Source organism: Frigoribacterium sp. CFBP 13712 (genome assembly GCF_014842255.1).
Classification (GTDB): Bacteria; Actinomycetota; Actinomycetes; order Actinomycetales; family Microbacteriaceae; genus Frigoribacterium.
In genome coordinates this window covers 752268-768173 of record NZ_JACYVH010000001.1, presented here as the reverse complement: position 1 = coordinate 768173, position 15906 = coordinate 752268, and the positions used below count along the sequence as shown (strand labels likewise).

15 protein-coding genes are annotated in these 15906 nt (G+C 70.9%); 5 read left to right on the top strand and 10 right to left on the bottom strand.

The genetic code is table 11. The features are described from left to right. Nucleotides 1-131 precede the first annotated feature (131 nt). Nucleotides 132-1418 carry an Nramp family divalent metal transporter gene (locus IFT51_RS03620; RefSeq protein ID WP_192059170.1) on the bottom strand — a complete coding sequence of 429 codons (1287 nt, stop codon included), beginning with the start codon at nt 1416-1418 and terminating at the stop codon, nt 132-134. 155 nt (nt 1419-1573) lie between these two features. Beyond that, nucleotides 1574-2293: a hypothetical protein gene (locus IFT51_RS03615; protein WP_192059167.1), complete on the bottom strand. Its 720-nt coding sequence runs from the start codon at nt 2291-2293 to the stop codon at nt 1574-1576. Nucleotides 2294-2542: 249 nt separating this feature from the next. Between IFT51_RS03615 and nadE the strand changes: the two genes are divergently transcribed. Then, the gene (gene nadE, locus IFT51_RS03610) at nt 2543-3367 is read left to right on the top strand and encodes an ammonia-dependent NAD(+) synthetase (RefSeq protein ID WP_192059164.1); all 825 of its coding nucleotides are present in this window, start codon (nt 2543-2545) and stop codon (nt 3365-3367) included. 23 nt (nt 3368-3390) lie between these two features. Here nadE and IFT51_RS03605 read toward each other — a convergent pair whose 3' ends face one another. The 4 genes from IFT51_RS03605 to IFT51_RS03590 all read right to left on the bottom strand — a co-directional run bounded on the left by IFT51_RS03605 (nt 3391) and on the right by IFT51_RS03590 (nt 7645). Continuing rightward, the gene (locus IFT51_RS03605) at nt 3391-3960 is read right to left on the bottom strand and encodes a manganese efflux pump (protein WP_192059162.1); all 570 of its coding nucleotides are present in this window, start codon (nt 3958-3960) and stop codon (nt 3391-3393) included. A gap of 210 nt (nt 3961-4170) precedes the next feature. Then, nucleotides 4171-4986, bottom strand: coding sequence for a hypothetical protein (locus IFT51_RS03600; protein ID WP_192059160.1), 816 nt, complete (start codon nt 4984-4986; stop codon nt 4171-4173). 92 nt (nt 4987-5078) lie between these two features. Continuing rightward, a complete protein-coding gene (locus tag IFT51_RS03595; RefSeq protein WP_192059158.1) occupies nt 5079-5738 on the bottom strand; it encodes a GntR family transcriptional regulator in 660 nt (219 codons plus the stop codon). Between the two features lie 155 nt (nt 5739-5893). Further along, the gene (locus IFT51_RS03590; protein WP_320477721.1) at nt 5894-7645 is read right to left on the bottom strand and encodes a glycerol-3-phosphate dehydrogenase/oxidase; all 1752 of its coding nucleotides are present in this window, start codon (nt 7643-7645) and stop codon (nt 5894-5896) included. A gap of 188 nt (nt 7646-7833) precedes the next feature. Here IFT51_RS03590 and IFT51_RS03585 point away from each other — a divergent pair, with 188 nt between their 5' ends. The 4 genes from IFT51_RS03585 (at nt 7834) to IFT51_RS03570 (ending at nt 11510) form a co-directional block, all read left to right on the top strand. After that, nucleotides 7834-8733 (top strand): sugar-binding transcriptional regulator, encoded by a 900-nt coding sequence (locus tag IFT51_RS03585; protein WP_192059324.1) that lies wholly within the window; start codon nt 7834-7836, stop codon nt 8731-8733. A 144-nt stretch (nt 8734-8877) separates the two neighbouring features. Further along, nucleotides 8878-9456, top strand: coding sequence for a type 1 glutamine amidotransferase domain-containing protein (locus IFT51_RS03580; protein WP_192059154.1), 579 nt, complete (start codon nt 8878-8880; stop codon nt 9454-9456). A gap of 148 nt (nt 9457-9604) precedes the next feature. Continuing rightward, nucleotides 9605-10204, top strand: a complete 600-nt coding sequence (locus IFT51_RS03575) for a hypothetical protein (protein ID WP_192059152.1) — start codon at nt 9605-9607, stop codon at nt 10202-10204. A gap of 103 nt (nt 10205-10307) precedes the next feature. Beyond that, nucleotides 10308-11510 carry a GAF domain-containing protein gene (locus IFT51_RS03570; protein WP_192059150.1) on the top strand — a complete coding sequence of 401 codons (1203 nt, stop codon included), beginning with the start codon at nt 10308-10310 and terminating at the stop codon, nt 11508-11510. Here IFT51_RS03570 and IFT51_RS03565 read toward each other — a convergent pair. The 4 genes from IFT51_RS03565 to IFT51_RS03550 are packed head-to-tail and all read right to left on the bottom strand — an operon-like array spanning nt 11488 to nt 15846. Beyond that, entirely contained in the window at nt 11488-11835 is a 348-nt protein-coding gene (locus IFT51_RS03565; RefSeq protein WP_192059148.1) for a LysR family transcriptional regulator, read from the bottom strand. The two genes, IFT51_RS03570 and IFT51_RS03565, sit on opposite strands and share 23 nt — an antisense overlap. Beyond that, nucleotides 11832-12668: a ferritin-like domain-containing protein gene (locus tag IFT51_RS03560; protein WP_192059146.1), complete on the bottom strand. Its 837-nt coding sequence runs from the start codon at nt 12666-12668 to the stop codon at nt 11832-11834. The genes IFT51_RS03565 and IFT51_RS03560 overlap by 4 nt, the downstream gene beginning before the upstream one ends. A 23-nt stretch (nt 12669-12691) precedes the next feature. Beyond that, nucleotides 12692-15028 (bottom strand): SDR family oxidoreductase, encoded by a 2337-nt coding sequence (locus tag IFT51_RS03555; protein WP_192059143.1) that lies wholly within the window; start codon nt 15026-15028, stop codon nt 12692-12694. Then, nucleotides 15025-15846, bottom strand: a complete 822-nt coding sequence (locus IFT51_RS03550) for a hypothetical protein (protein WP_192059142.1) — start codon at nt 15844-15846, stop codon at nt 15025-15027. Before IFT51_RS03550 ends, IFT51_RS03555 begins: the two co-directional genes overlap by 4 nt. Nucleotides 15847-15906 lie beyond the last annotated feature (60 nt).

The following is a 15906-nucleotide window of genomic DNA, read 5'->3' as shown; positions in this document are numbered from 1 at the left end:
CCAGCGAGCGCGCCGACATCGAAAACGGCAGCCAGACGATCCGCTTCAACACCGCGGAGTAGTCGCACAGAGAGACGAGGAGGCGCGGGTCGACTGGACCCGCGCCTCCTCGGCTTCCCGGGCGCAGCCGGTCAGGCGAACAGCTTGCCGACCTCGGTCACGAGCTGCTGCACCCCGAGCACCACGAACAGCACGGCGCAGATCGTCATCATCGTGTTGCTCAGCCAGCGGCTGCGCCACTCGGCGGGAGTCCGCGACGAGTTCAGCAGCCAGAGCAGCGTGATCGCGAGGAACGGCATGAACAGGGCGCCCAGCACGCCGTAGAGCACGATCAGGCCGATCGGCCGGTCGAGGAACAGGATCGCCATCGGCGGCACCGTCAGCCAGATCACGAACGCGCGGTAGTAGGTTCCGCCGATGCGGCGACGCGGATCGTCGGCGTCGAGACCGCGCAGGGTGCCCACGAAGTCGGCGAACATCAGCGAGACGCCGTTCCACACCCCGAGGATCGACGAGAACGACGTCGCGAAGAACCCGATCAGGAAGAACCACGTCATGAACGTGCCATACCGCTCGCCGAGCACGGCCGCGAGCTGCACGAGCCCGCCCTCGCCGTCGGCCAGGGCGATGTCGGCCGAGTGCAGCAGCTCGGCGCCGACGACCAGCATCGAGAACACGAAGACCCCGCTGACGACATACGCGACCCCGTTGTCGAGGCGCATGACGCGCATCCACCCGGGGCTGTTCCAGCCCTTCTCGCGCAGCCAGTAGCCGTACGCGGCGAGGGTGATCGTGCCGCCGACGCCACCGGTGACGCTGAGGGCCACGACGAGCCCGCCCTCGGGGATGGTCGGCACGAGACCGGTGAGGATGTCGCCGAGGTTGGGCAGGGTCACGATCGCCGACCCGACCACCGTGACGAACATCACGCCCACGAAGAACGCGATGACCTTCTCGAAGAACGAGTACCGGCCGAACCACACCATCACTCCGCCGAGCACCCCGGCCCCGATGGCGAAGACCTTCAGATCGACGGCGGGGAACAGCGCCTGCAGGGGCAGGGCCGACGAGCTCATCGCGGCCGCACCGTAGACGAACCCCCAGACGACGATGTAGACGCCGAAGTAGACGCTCGTCCACCGGCCGAGCGACCGCCAGCCCTCGAAGATCGTGCGGCCCGTCGCGAGCGACCAGCGACCGGCCCCCTCGACCAGCGCGATCTTGATCACGACGCCGATCACGACCGTCCAGGCCAGCGCGTAGCCGAACCGCGACCCGGCGACCAGGGTGGCGACGAGGTCGCCCGCTCCGATGCCGGTGGCCGCGACGACGAGGCCGGGTCCGATGATGCGCCACCGCTTGGCGGAGACGGGGGTGGTCAGGTCGTCGGTGCGCGGGATGTCCGGGCTGGCGGCCATGGGGTTCCTCTCGGATCGTTCGTCATCGAACGTCGAGCAGTGCCTCCGGTCCGGGCGTCGCTGCTCGACCTGGGCGACACGCGTCGCGCGTCGTCCACCCCAGTCAAGCGGGTGCGCGTGTCTCGCGCCACCCGGGCGCGACGGCGTCGAGCGCTTCAGGAGGCGCTGGTCGCCACCGACAGATCGACCAGACGGGCGAACGCGGCCGCGTCGAGCGCCTCGCGGTCGGTCGGCGCCAGCACCCACGACAGCGTGACGAGATCGCCCTGCGCCACCTGGCAGGCGTGACCGCGGGCGGGGGCGCCGCCGAACGACGCGGCGTAGCCGAAGCAGACGGCGGCGGACTCGTCGGCCTCGGCGAGCGGCTCGTCGAACGGGGTCAGCGTGAAGCTGCTCTCCGTGCCGCTGACGCCCGCGGTCGTCGTCGCGGGGCAGCCGGCCAGCTCGTCGCGGAGGGCCGCGATGTACGCAGCCGCGTCGTCACGCGAGACGACGCCGGTCGTGAACTGCTGACGCTCGCGGGTGAACACCGCCGAGGCGGACGGCAGGGTCTCGGCCGCCGTGAAGCTCCGGAAGTCCATCGCGCAGATCCCGAGGTCGCCGTCACCCGCGCCCGATGCCGCGTCGGAGCCCGCCGCAGGGTCGGGGGCCGAGGTGCCGTCCACCGAGGTCGCCTGCTCGAGCCGCCACGCGCCTCCCTCGTCGTCGGTGGCGGCGGAGACCTCGTCGGCACCGGGCAGGAGCCCCTCGAGCTCGGCGGCCGCGACCGTGCCGCGGGGCCCCTCGGGGGCGGAGCAGCCGGCCAGCCCGACGGCGACCGCGACGACCGCCACGAGCCCGAGCGACGAACGGAAGGAGGTGCGGGTCGACTGCACAGAAGCCTCTCGGTGGTCCGACCACCGTTCTACCATGCGGCCCGTGACAGGATCGTCCGAGACCCCGCACCCGATCGGACGGAGACCCCCATGACCGAGCTCTTCTTCACCATCCTCATCAGCGCCATGACCGTCGCCGGTCTCGGCCTGGTCGCGGCCGCGTTCATCGCGATGGGCCGCTCGAGCTGACCCGCGCCTCCTCGACTCGGAGACTTCACGAGTGTCGGCGGTGATGGGTATCGTTCTGGCATGAGAGCACTCCAGGCCGAGATCGTCGCCGAGCTGTCCGTCCGTCCCGTGATCGACCCGGCCACCGAGGTCGAGGCACGTGTCGCGTTCCTGCGCGACTACCTCGCGAAGACCGGCGCGGCCGGCTTCGTCCTCGCCGTCAGCGGCGGCCAAGACTCGACGCTCGCCGGGCGCCTCTGCCAGCTCGCGGTCGAGGCCGTCCGGGCCGATGGGGGCTCCGCCGAGCTCGTCACCGTGCGCATGCCTTACAAGGTGCAGGCCGACGAGGCCGACGCGCAGCTCGCGCTGCAGTTCATCGCCGGGTCCGAGGGCGTCACCGTCAACATCCAGCACGGTGTCGACGGCATCGCCCGCGACCACGCCGACGCCACAGGCGTGGCGCTCAGCGACTTCACCAAGGGCAACGTCAAGGCCCGCACCCGCATGGTCGCGCAGTACGCCCTGGCAGGCGAACGCAGGCTGCTCGTGGTCGGCACCGACCACGCGGCCGAGGCGCTGACCGGGTTCTTCACCAAGTACGGCGACGGCGGGGTCGACCTCGTGCCGCTCACCGGTCTCAGCAAGCGCCAGGGCAAGGCGCTGCTGGCTCACCTCGGCGCCCCCGCCCGTCTCTACGAGAAGGCGCCCACGGCCGATCTGCTCGACGAGACCCCCGGTCAGACCGACGAGGCCAACCTCGGGCTGACCTACGACGACATCGACACCTACCTCGAGGGCGGCGACATCGCCGACGACGTCGCCGAGCTGATCGAGGCGCGCTACCTCACGACCGAGCACAAGCGCCGGGTGCCCGCCTCGCCGTTCGACACCTGGTGGCGCCGCTGAGCCTCAGCCGGAGACGCTGAGCCTCAGCCGAAGACGCCGAGGTGATCGAGCAGGATGTTCAGCCCGATCAGTATCAGGATGATCCCGCCGGCGATCTCGGCGGGCTTGCCGAAGCGCGAGCCGACCCGCCGTCCGACGACGACGCCGACGAACGCCAGGACGGTCGTCGTCACGCCGATGACGGCGATGGCCCCGCCGATCGACACCGGCAGGAAGGCCAGGGTCACGCCGACGGCCAGGGCATCGATGCTGGTCGCCAGGGCGAGCACCAGCAGCTCACGGAGCGGCAGCCGGTCAGTGTCCTCGTCGACGTCGTCCTTCGTCGAGAACGCCTCGTGGAGCATCTTGCCGCCGATCAGCGCGAGGAGACCGAAGGCGATCCAGTGATCGATGTCGGCGATGTACGACGCGAACGCCGATCCGAGCAGCCAGCCGATCAACGGCATGAGCGCCTGGAACGCGCCGAACGTGAGGGCGATGACGACGGCGTTCCGGGCCGAGAACCTCCGCATGTGCAGCCCCTTGCCGAGGGCCACGGCGAAGGCGTCGGCGGAGACGCCGACGGCGATGAGGAGGAGGGTCCAGAACGACACGAGGGTGACGACCTTTCAGCGGGCGCGCGCGAGCGCGATCACGCAGCACGGCGCGATGAGACGAGGAGGCGCGGCTGCGGTGCCGACGAACCCCCCGATCCTGCCATGCCCCAGAGGGTCGGAGCGCCGAAAAAGCCCTGATCAGAGATGTTCGGGAGTCCGAATTCGCGGCTTCACCCCACCGAGAGGCGGCCTGCCGCGAGGCGAACCTCAGTCGGTGCCGTCGATGCCGCCCAGTCGCTCGAGCACGCCGGTGAGGATGGTGCCCGCCGGGTCGGGCAGCACGTGGTGGTTCAGGTAGATGCCCTCGAGCCACGCGAGGACCTCGTCGGCCGGCCAGCCGATGGCCTCCCAGTCGATGCCGGGCAGCGCCCTGGTGACGGGCTGCTCGGTGCCCGGCGTGAGCCAGGCCTCGGCGATGGCCCTGTCGGGGCTCGCGTTCGGGTCGGCCGCCCAGAGCAGGGCGATCGGGTGCTCGCGTTCACCGTCGACGGAGCCGTCTCGAGCTCCGAACACCGACTCGTCGACGTGGTCGTGCTCGACGTGCCCGGCCCCGAGCCAGGGGAGGGTGAGTAGCTCGCCCTCGATGTCGACCTCGATCAGATCGAGCTTGGCGGGCTCTTCGACCTCGCAGACCCAGAGGTCGAGACCGACGTCGTGCCAGGCGGCGGCGTCGTCGACGTCGTCGAGCAGCTCGGGCAGCAGGCGGTGGAAATCCTGCAGCAGCTGGGTCGACCACTGGACGAGCATCGTGGTGTCGGCGGTGTTCCACGGGCTGATGTCGGTGTCGTCGCCGGCGGCGTCGTGATAGTGGAACGCGAGGTTCGAACCGTCGGATTCGAGATGGATCTGCCCGGTGCCGAAGCCGACGTAGAGAGTGCTCTGCCCCGTCTCGTCGTCGAACTCGCCGTAGAGGTTCGGCTTGCCCAGCAGTGTGGGTACCGGCAGCGCGGCGGCGGGTCGGTTGCCCAGGGCGAACACGGCCCGGAACCGGGTCGTCGGGAGCCGGAGGCTCATGTCTGTCACGGCGAAGGTGTCCAATCGGTCGGAGCAAGCGTAGTCGGCCCGGCCCTCGCCGATCACCCGGTCGGACGCGCGGGCCGCGCAGCGCCGGAGTGCTATTCGACGGGTCGTGCGCCCGGCAGCTCGTGCAGCGCCTCGGCCGCCAGCTCGGCCTTGATGGGGTCGCGATCGATGGTCGCCTGACGCAGCAGACGGAACGCCGCCGGCATCTCGGACCAGTTCAGCACTTCGACGATGTTCGGCACCCGCAGCTTGTAGGCGAGCCCGTCCGTGACGTCGCGGCTGACCTTCTGCAGCGACGCGTTGCCGCACTGCTCGACGTAGAGGGCGAACAGGGCGACGGCGTGCGCGTTGAGGGCGGGGCCGTCTTCGTTCTCGAGGTCGACGAGGCAGCCGTCGATGGCGGTGACGATCTGCTTCAGCACGGTGGCCGACAGGCGGGGGACGGCGAGTCGGACCGCGCCGCCGTAGAGCACGCCCAGGGTCTGGATCGACTCGACGGCCTCGTCGGCGTTCGGGGTCGCGACGCGGGTGTAGCGGTTGGGGGCCATCTCGACCAGGCCGGCGCGGACCAGATCGCCGAGCGCCTCGCGGATCGGCGTACGCGAGACCTGCAGCCAGGCGATCAGCTCTTCGTCGTGGAGTCTCTCGCCGGGCTCGAGCGTGCCGTCGACGATCGCGTCACGGATGCGCGCGCGGACCGTGTCGCGCAGCAGCTGCCGTTCGGCGGCCGGGGGCGTGCTGGGGATCGGCATGCGGACTCCATTCATCACGGGTGTGTGGGAACGACTCTAGACGAGTCCTCCGACACCGGATGCCGAGAACCCACCCGCCGCAGGGCTGCGGGGGTGGGTTCTCGGGGGAGTGCGGGTCGCGGTCGGTCCGGCTCAGGGGGCCCGACGCTCACCGGTCACGAGGCGGCGGGGGTGCCCGTCGCGCTCGGGACGTGCTGCGAGCCGACCTCGACGCCGTGCGACGTGCGGAGCACCTCGAGCGTGTCGGCGATCTCGGCCTCGTGGCGGTCGGCGTCCCAGCCGAGGGCCTCGCCCAGCACGTCGGCGATCTCGGTCAGCAGCTCGATCGTGACACCGCCCACGAACGCGAGGTTCGTGCGGCGCAGGACGACGTCGGCCAGGTGCACGGCGTCTTCGTGCTGAGCGAAGTACGCGATCTCGGCGCGGGTCAGCTCGGGGTGGCTGGCCAGCGACTCCGACGGCTGGTCGAGCAGCACGTCGATCACCGAGGAGGCGCGGGTGCCGTAGCGGGTCAGCAGCCGGTCGACCTGCGCGCGGTCGAGACCGTCGGCGTGGGCGGCGATCCAGGTGGTGCGCGCGGAGTCGGTGGTGGGGAAGCCCTTGCCGCCGCCGATCTCCATGCCGGTCGTGTCGACCGTGCGCGTGACGCCCAGGCGGTTCGTGGCCTCGGTCGACAGGTGCGCCGACAGGGCGCGGAACGTCGTCCACTTGCCGCCGACGAGGCTCAGCACCGTCGAGGAGGGGAGCCCCTGGATGGGGGTCTCGACGATCCGGTAGTCGCGCGAGACGAAGCCGGGCGCGGTGTCCTCGTGACGCGGCAGCGGACGGATGCCCGAGTAGCGGTAGACGATGTGCTCGCGGGTCACGTCGATCTGCGGGAACACGTGCTTGACGAGATCGAAGAAGTAGTCGACCTCCTCCTCGGTGCAGACGGCCGGCTGCGACGGGTCGGCGTCGATGTCGGTCGTGCCGATCAGCACGCGGCCCTTGAGCGGGTAGATGAGCACGATGCGGCCGTCGTTGTTCTCGAAGAAGATCTCGCGACCGCGGGTCGCCTCGAGCAGCTCGGCGTTGTCGACGACGATGTGCGAGCCCTTGGTGCCGCCCATGTAGGCGGACTCCCCGCCGAACGCCGCGTTGGTGAGGTCGGTCCAGGGGCCGGAGGCGTTGATCACCACGTCGGCCTTCACGACGAACTCGGCGCCGCTCACGACGTCGCGCAGCAGGACTCCGCCGTCGCGCGATCCGATCGCCTCGACGTAGTTGGCGCTGCGCGCGTGGTCGCCGGCGGCGAGGCCGTCCTTCAGCACGTCGAGGGCGAGTCGCTCGGGCTCGTGCACGGACGCGTCGTAGTAGGTGCCGGTGTACTTGACGCCCTTGTTGAGCGCGGGCATGTCGTTCAGCGCGGCCTTGCCGGTGCGGAACTGGTGACGGGGCACCGAGCCGCCGTCGCGCGAGAAGGAGTCGTACAGGGTCATGCCGACCTTGATGAGGAGCGCGCCGCGCTCCTTCGTCGAGCGCTGCTTGTGCGTGAGCATGCGCAGCGGGGCGTTCAGGATGCCCGAGAACGTCGAGAAGATCGGCATCGTCGTCTGCAGGGGCTTGACGTAGTGCGGCGCGATCTTCAGCAGGCCGTTGCGCTCCTCGACGCTCTCGCGGACGAGTCGGAACTCGCCGTTCTCGAGGTAGCGGATGCCGCCGTGGATCATGTGCGACGACGCGGCGGAGGCGCCCGAGGCGTAGTCGTTGCGCTCGACGAGCACGACGTCGACGCCCTGCAGGGCGAGGTCGCGGAACGTGGCGATGCCGTTGATGCCGCCGCCGACGACCAGGACCTTGGCGGTGGGGCGGTCCATGATCCGGGCGACGTTGGGCCGTGCGGGTTCAGTCTTCTTTGACGCAGTCACAGGGAGCTTCTTTCGCGTTGCGTGTGTCCGACGGGGTCGGCCGGCGGCTCGCGCCGGTATCGTCTATCGTCGACCCGTGTTCCCATGGGTGCAACGTATCTGCACAAACGTGCACGGAGGCCGTCGTGACTGATCTGCTCTCGCCCGACAAGACGCAGGACGCCCTGCGGGCGGCGCACCTGTACTACATGCAGGACCTCACCATGGAGGCGATCGCCCATGAGCTGGGGACGTCCCGCTCGTCGGTCTCGCGCCTCCTGAAATCGGCCCGCGACACCGGTCTGGTCGACATCCAGATCAAGTCGCCGCTCGACCAGGCGACCGTCGTCGGCGAGGCCGTGCAGCACCGCTTCGGCGTGGTCGCCCACGTCGTGCCGGTGCCCGACCAGGCCAGCGACGTCGACCGTCTCGACCGCGTCGCCCTGTCCGCTGCACGGACTCTCACGCCGTACGTCGACTCGAACATGGTGATCGGCGTCGCCTGGGGCTCGACGCTCAGCGCCATCAGCCGCTACCTCGTGCCGAAGGCGACCCACAACTCGCTGATCGTGCAGCTGAACGGCGCGGCCAACACGCGCACCACGGGCATCGAGTACGCGAGCGAGATCCTCCGCCGGTTCGGGCACGCCTACGGCGCCGTCATCCAGCAGTTCCCGGTGCCGGCGTTCTTCGACGACCCCGCGACGAAGCGCGCGCTCTGGCGCGAGCGCAGCACCCGCCGCGTGCTCGAGCTGCACGAACGGATGGACCTCGTCGTCTTCGGCGTCGGCGCGCGGGGCGCCCTCGTGCCGAGCCACGTCTACTCGGGCGCCTACCTCGAGGACAGCGACCAGTCGAGCCTCGAGCACGACCGGGTCGTGGGCGACGTGGCGACGGTGTTCTTCCGGGAGGACGGCTCGTCGGTCGACATCGCGCTGAACGCGCGGGGCAGCGGGCCGGACCTCGCGACCATCCGCCGGGTGCCGAGACGGGTCTGCGTCGTCGCCGGCACAGCCAAGGTGGCGGCCGTCCGCGGGACGCTCGCCGCAGGCCTGGTGACCGACCTGATCATCGACGAGGGCACTGCGCGGGCGCTGCTGGCCAGCTGACCGGGCCGAGGAGGCGCGGGTCGACGACGTCGGGCAGCGCGCGTGATCCCGGGGGACACCTCGCAGAGCGGCGGCTCAGCCTCGGGGCGTAGACGGGACGGGTCATCGATCGGCCCGCCGCAGCGGGCCTGAAGGAGGAGCCCCATGGCCAGCACGGATCTCACCGGACGTCGCGTACTCGCGATCGTCACCAACTACGGCGTCGAGCAGGACGAGCTCGTCGTCCCGACGCGCGCGCTCCGCGACGCGGGCGCCACGGTCGTGGTCGCCGCCCAGTCGACCGCGCCCGTCGAGACGCTCGTCGGCGACAAAGACCCGGGCGAGGCGGTCCGGCCCGACACGACCATCGAGGAGGTCGACGCCTCCGAGTTCGACCTGCTGCTCGTGCCCGGCGGCACCATCAACGCCGACACGCTCCGGCAGGACGCGGGGGCGGTCTCGATCGCCTCGTCGTTCGCGGCCTCGGGCCGGCCCATCGCCGCGATCTGCCACGGCCCGTGGCTGCTCGTCGAAGCCGGTCTGGTCGAGGGCAAGGAGCTGACGTCGTTCCCGTCGCTCACGACGGACATCCGCAACGCCGGAGGGTCGTGGACGGACGCCTCGGTGATCACCGACGTCGAGAAGGGCTTCACCCTCGTCACGTCGCGGACCCCGGACGACCTCGACGACTTCGTCCGCGAGCTGACGACGGCCGCGGCGTCGGAGCGACCCGCCGACAGCTGAGCCCGGTCGGCCGACGTCTCGCCCCGCGGCCGTCCCGTCGACCTCCCGCCCCGAACCGGTCCGCCGGCCCGGGGCGGGAGGTCTTTAATGAGGGAGGTCGACTCTGCTCGACTCGACGCCAGTCCGCACGACGAGAGGGAGTCCCGCCATGAAGTGGGGGAAGACGCGCAGCGAGACGGCGACGTCGACGCCGGCACCGGTCGACCAGGGCGCGCTCGATCGTGCCGTGGGCGAGGCCCTGCTCATCGCCCGGGCCGCCGCCGTCGTGACGGTGGCGAACCGCATCGTCGTGCACGCGCTCCGCGACGGCGAGACCTTCGACCACGACGAGACGGCCGCCGCCGTCCGCCGCACCCTGCACCGCCTCGCCGAAGAGCAGCGGGCGCAGAACACCCGCATCGCCGGCGAACGGTCGAAGGCCCTGCGGGCCCGTGGTCGCTCGCGTCACCAGCACGACTACCGACCGGGCGACGACGGCACGCTCTGGTTCCGTGAGAACGCCTACGTCGGCGTGGCCGACCGCCTCGACGAGCTCCGCGACGACGCCGACTACGTCGACGGCATCGTGGCGTCCGCCGTCGAACGCGCCTGGGGCGACGTCGGGTCGGCCGTCGTGACCCGCGTCAGGGCGCGGCAGGTCGTCGTCGACGACGACTACCGCGACGACAGGGCCTCGCGCCTCGCGGGGCTCGGCGACGACCTCGCCGCTCTGGGCGACCGGCGGTCTGCGCCCCCGACTGGGGGTTGAGTCGTCTGCGCTGGGCGCGGATAGTCGTTAGCTACGAATGCAGGGTCACCGCCCTGCCGCGAGGAGACCGACCCGGTCGCTCCGGGTGTCGGAGGAGCAGAGAATGACGAGCATCCTCGCCCGTGCGCTCCGACCGTTCTTCCGCGGTCGGTACCGGGTGGTCGACGACCTCACGACCCGCCCTCGGCCCGACGACTCTCCGCACGTGCACGCACCGGGCGTCGACCCCGACCGGGTGCTCGTCTTCGGCAACGGCCCGGCCGTCGGCTGGGGTGTCCGCTGCCACGACCTCGCCATCCCCGGGCATCTGGCCCGGAGCCTGTCGGCGTTGACCGGTCGCGGCGTCGACGTCGACGCGTTCGCCGACGCCGACATGACGGTCGCGACCGCCGCCGACCACCTGCCGGACCGCGAGCTCTGCGGCTACGACGTCGTGGTCGTCGTGCTGGGGATGAGCGACGCCCTGAGACTGCTGCCGCCGGAGAAGTGGCGTCGGGGGATGTCCCGACTGCTCGACGCGGTGGATCACGCGACCGGTCCCTCCACCGGGGTGATCGTGACGGGCATCCAGCCGCCGAGCACCGTCCCCCGCTTCGGCGCCGCGCCCGGCGGTGTCGTCGACCGGCACGCGCGGCTCCTGAACGAGACGACCCGGGCCCTCTGCGCGGAGCGACCCGCCGTGCGCGTCATGCCGGCCCCCGAGATGCCCGGCGGAAGCGACGACCGTTCAGGCGACACCGCTCGGTATCAGGCGTGGGGTGCAGCCCTCGCCGAGGTCGCGGCGCCGATCGTGGACATCGGCGTGGCCGACGGACAGGGGGCCCGTGCCTCCCGTCATGCACCGCAGAGCGTCGATCGCCGCGTCGAGGCGATCCGATCGCTGGGGCTGCTCGACACGCCCGCCGAGAAGAGATTCGACGACATCGTCGAGCGGGCTCGGACCCTGCTCGGGGCGCAGGGCGCCGCCTTCTCGCTGATCACCGAGGACCGGCACTGGAACAAGGCCGTCTCGGGGTCGTCACTCACCGAGATGCCCGTCGTCGACTCGTTCTGCGCCCACACGATCCGCAGCGGGCGACCCCTTGTCGTGCCCGACGCGTGGCGCGACGACCGCTTCGTGTCGCACCCCTCCGTCCGGTTCTACGCCGGGCATCCGATCGAGACCGACGACGGGGTCCGCATCGGAGCGCTGTGCGTGGTCGACGCCGAGCCCCGGGGCGTCGAAGGCGTCGATCTGGTGCTGCTGCGCGAGCTGGCTCTCGCCGTGCAACGCGAACTGCGCGTCAGCGCCCTTGACGCTTCTTGAACGGCTTGGGCTGACCCTTGACCGCGGGGGTCCGACCCTTGCCCTTGCTCGCCTTCGCCTTGCCGCCGCCGGGGGGAGCAGGCGGCGGCGGCGGGGTCGAGGGGCTGGCCAGCTCCTCTTCGGCGACGACGATCGCCGCCTGCCCCGCCTTCGTCAGGCGGTAGGGCGACGCGTCGCGGTCGAACAGCTTCTGACCGAACTCGAGCTCGAGCGCCTCGATCGACGACTCGAGCTTCTGCCGCGAGATGCCGAGCTTGTCGGCCGCGACCGGGAAGTGCAGCACCTCGGCGGCCACGAGGAAGTGCCTCAGGTGACTGGTCTTCACGCGGTGGCGACCGAACCGGCACCGGTCGAGGCACCGGCGTCCGCTCGGACCCCGAGGCCGTCGAGGGCCTTCTGGAAGATCGTCAGCCCGCTCATGCCGGGCAGGTTCGAGATGTTCTGGTCGAGCTTCGCGGCGGCCTTGCGACCGTCGACGCCGCTCATCAGCTGACCGAAGACGAACTTGACGTCGTCGAGCTCCATGATCGACGAGCCGACGGGAGCCCAGACCTTCGACAGCAGGAACCGGGTCAGCTTCTGAGCCTTCTTGCTCTTGAGCAGGCGCTCTCGGGCCTGCGAGACGTAGAAGGCCACGTGCCGCGCCTCCTGCTTGGCGATGCGACGCAGCAGCTCGGCGAGCACCGGGTCCTGTTCGAGCTCGGCCATGCGCTTGTAGGCCGCGACGGCGGAGTACTCGTTCGCGGCGCCCCACGACATGTGCACGGCGACGAAGTCGGAGCCGACGAACTTGCCGAGCAGACCCTGCTTGACGGGGTCGAGGCGGTCGCGCCAGCCGAGCTTCAGACGGTTGGCGCGCAGCTGGTCGTAGTCGACCTTGACGCCGTGCACCTCGAGGATGGCGGCGAGGGCCTCGCCGTGCCAGAACTCCTCGCGGTTCCACATCGTCATGAAGGTCGAGACGTCGTCCTCCTTGTGCGAGGGGGTAGTCAGCAGATCACGCGTGTAGCAGACCGTGTGGTACTCGACGTCGGCCATGTACCGGAGCGTGCGCAGCGAGTCGGCCGACAGCGGGTTCTGCTTGAAGTGGTCGAGGTCGAGGTCGTCCCACGTGATCCGCTCGCTCGTCGCGGCGAATTTGTCGATGTCGAATGCCATGCCGTGTTCAGGAGGCGCGGGCGTCAGGCCCTGCCTCCATCTCCTTTCGCTGAGTTGCCGCCACGATTCCAATCGCGGATGCTCCATCTTCTTCGGAGCGCTTCGCGTGCGAGATTGGCGTCGGGATTCACAGCGGACGGGTTGCCGAGGAGCTCGAGCCAGACGAGGTCGGCGTGAGAGTCACCGTATCCGTACGAGCCTGCGAGGTCGATTCCGAGTTCGCTCGCGTACTGCGAGAGCCAGGCCGCCCGGGCCTCGTCGACGAGCGGCGGCTGGGCGAGGTAACCCGTGTAGACGCCGTCGCGCGAGTGCATCGTGCTCGCGACGACCTCGTCGAAGAGCGAGGCGAGCGGCGCCGCGAGGCTGCCGATCGAACCCGTGACCAGCACCGTGCGGTGACCGGCGGCGCGGTGCTCGGCGATGCGGGCCAGGGCGTCGGGCAGGGTGTGCCGGCGGACGGTCTCGGCGTAGCCGGTCGACGACACGACGTTCTGCAGACGGGAGACGGGCATGCCGCTGTACCGCCGGAGGAACGAGCGGATGAACTCGCCGCGGTCGCGGGCGTCGGCCCGGAGGTACGCGGGCAGGCCGGTCAGCAGACTCGCGACCTCGCCCGGCCAGGCCGCCTTGCGGAACCCGTTCGAGCGCACCCACAGGTACTGCTCGACGATGTTCGAGTCGAGCACGGTGCCCTCGAGGTCGAAGACGGCGACGACGTCGTCGCGGCGGGGGAGCGCCTTCGTGTCGGCGACCGCCCCGGTGGCGGCGGGGCGCACCGAGAAGGCTCGCGTCATCGCCGTGATCGACGGGAAGTGCACCGTCTGGAAGTAGTCCTCCCAGTCGATGTCGGTGACGTCGAAGCCGATGCTCTCGGGCGACCCCGCGGGCAGACCGGCGTGCAGGGCGCGGGTGCGGCGGTCGTCGAAGATGATCTCGGACTGCACGTAGTGCCGGTAGAGATCGGTCAGGCTCTGCAGCGACTCGAGGTCGGCGCGGCGCGTCTGCACGGCCGTCAGGGCCGTGCGCGTGCGGGCGTTCGACGGCAGCCGCGTCAGCACCTTCTCGCGCAGGTCGTTCGTCCGCTGCTTCATGCGGATGGCGCCCTCGACCTTGCGCACCCCCGGGAAGTTCCAGGTCGGGACCGGGATCGAGGTGTGCTCGTCGCGCGGCAGCGGGTTCGCGGTGAAGAACGTGTTGAGGTTCTCGAACATCCGCAGGATCGGGAACGGGTTGCTGTTGCCCGACGCGACGTGGAAGTACTGGGCGTCGCCCGCGGGTGCGTCGCCGGCCGCCGACTCGACCGGCACCGAGGAGGCGCGGGTCGGGTTCGCCGCGACCGTCAGGATCACGTTGACGACGAAGTCGACCGGCACGATGTCCAGCACGCTGTCGGGCACCCCCGGGAACTCGGGCAGCAGCCCGCGGGCGTACGACATGATCAGCGGGTCGGCGACCTTGAAGCCGTCGATCCAGCCGGGGAACGGGTGCCGGAGGGCGCTCTCGACGATGGCCGGCCGCACGACCGACAGACGGTGGCCCTTCTCGGCCCAGAGCTCCTCGGCGGCGCGCTCGGCGAAGGCCTTGGTCAGCGTGTAGACGTCCGTCCAGCCGAGGGTCTCGGCCCGGGTGCGGCCGTAGTCGACGAGACGGGCGGCGACCCAGGCGACCCGCGCCTCCTCGGCTGCGGTCGACACGGCCTGCGGGCCGGTCTTGCCGTGACCGATGCGACCCTCGGCGAGGAACCGGCGCAGCGTCTCGGGCTGACGCGAGGCCGCCTCGACCCGGGCGCGGGCGTCGCGGGCGGCGGCGTACTCGGCACGCCAGTCGACGTCGTGGGTGAGCGCGGCCTCGGGGAACACGCCCTTGCGGATGCCACCGACGTACGCGGTCGAGACGTGCACGACGTGCGGGTCGCCACCTGCACGGCCGAGCGCCTCGTAGAGACCGACGGCTCCGCCGACGTTCGTGTCGAAGGCCTGGTCGATCGGCGGGTCGAACGAGACGGTCGACGCGCTGTGGATGACGACGTCGAGGTCGGCGGGCAGCTCGGGCAGCGAGCCCAGTCCGCTCTCGATGACGCGCAGGCGCTCGGTCAGCGCGCGCTCGACCTCGGCCGGCCCGACGCGGTCGCGCCACGTCGCGAACACCGGCTTCTTCAGCAGGTGCCGCAGTCGACCGAGCGCCGGGGTGCCCGCCTTGGGCCTGATCAGCAGTGTGACGGTGGTGTCGGGGTGCGTCGAGAGCAGTCGCTCGAGGATCGCCTGGCCGACGAAGCCGGTGCCGCCGGTGAGCAGCACATGGGCGGAACCCAGGCTCGCCTCGGTCGAGCCGGGGACGGACGGGGGCAGTGCGGTGGTCATGCGGTGAGCTTTCGTGTGACGGCGGAACCGATCGTGGAGTCGAGGCCGGGCAGTGCTGCGACCCGCTCGCCGACGGCGTCGGCCCTGAGGTGCCCCTCGGCCCCGCCGTAGACGAGCGCGTCGAAGAGGGTCCGTTCGGAGTCGGCCCGCTCGATCGCGCCGATCGGCAGCACCGCGGTGGACAGGGAGGCGCGGGTCTGCTTGACCGCGCGGGGCGAGTCGTCGAGACGCCATCGCGACTCGATGCCGAAGAAGCGCTCGTGCCGCGCCTTGATGGCGCGGATGCGGTCGACGACGGCCGTCAGAGCCGGGTCGGAGGCGCGCTCGACCAGGACGTCGTAGGCGTCGGACATGACCCACTCGTCGACGAGGCCGGTGGTCATGTGCACGGCGACGATCGGAACTCCCTTGCCCATGGCCTCGATGGCGCGCGTGATCGGGCCGCGGCGCTCGACGGCCTCGGACGGGCTGTGCCGGCGGGGGCCCTCGTCGACCTCCTTGAGGCGGGGCTGCCCGTGCGACTCGAGCACAGCGTCGATCGCGTCGGCGATCCAGAACTTCTCGAAGGCCCAGGTGACCAGGAAGGCCGTGACGCGGGCGTCCTTGTGGGTCGCGGTGACGAGCAGGTTGCGCAGGTGCTCCATCGTGGCGCTCTCGAGTCGCCCGACGTGGCGCAGCAGGCGGAGGGTGTCGTCGCCGAGGGGCGCCGTGGCGAACGAGTCGAGCTCGAGCTCGCCGCGGAAGGCGCCCTGGGCCGTGAGGGTGAACTCGCGGATGTCGAAGTCGGTGGTGTCGTAGGGGTCACTCGGGGTGGACAAGGCCTGCGATCCTCTCGTGACGCTCTCGTGTGGTGGTTCGGGCACGATGCACGTCGCGAG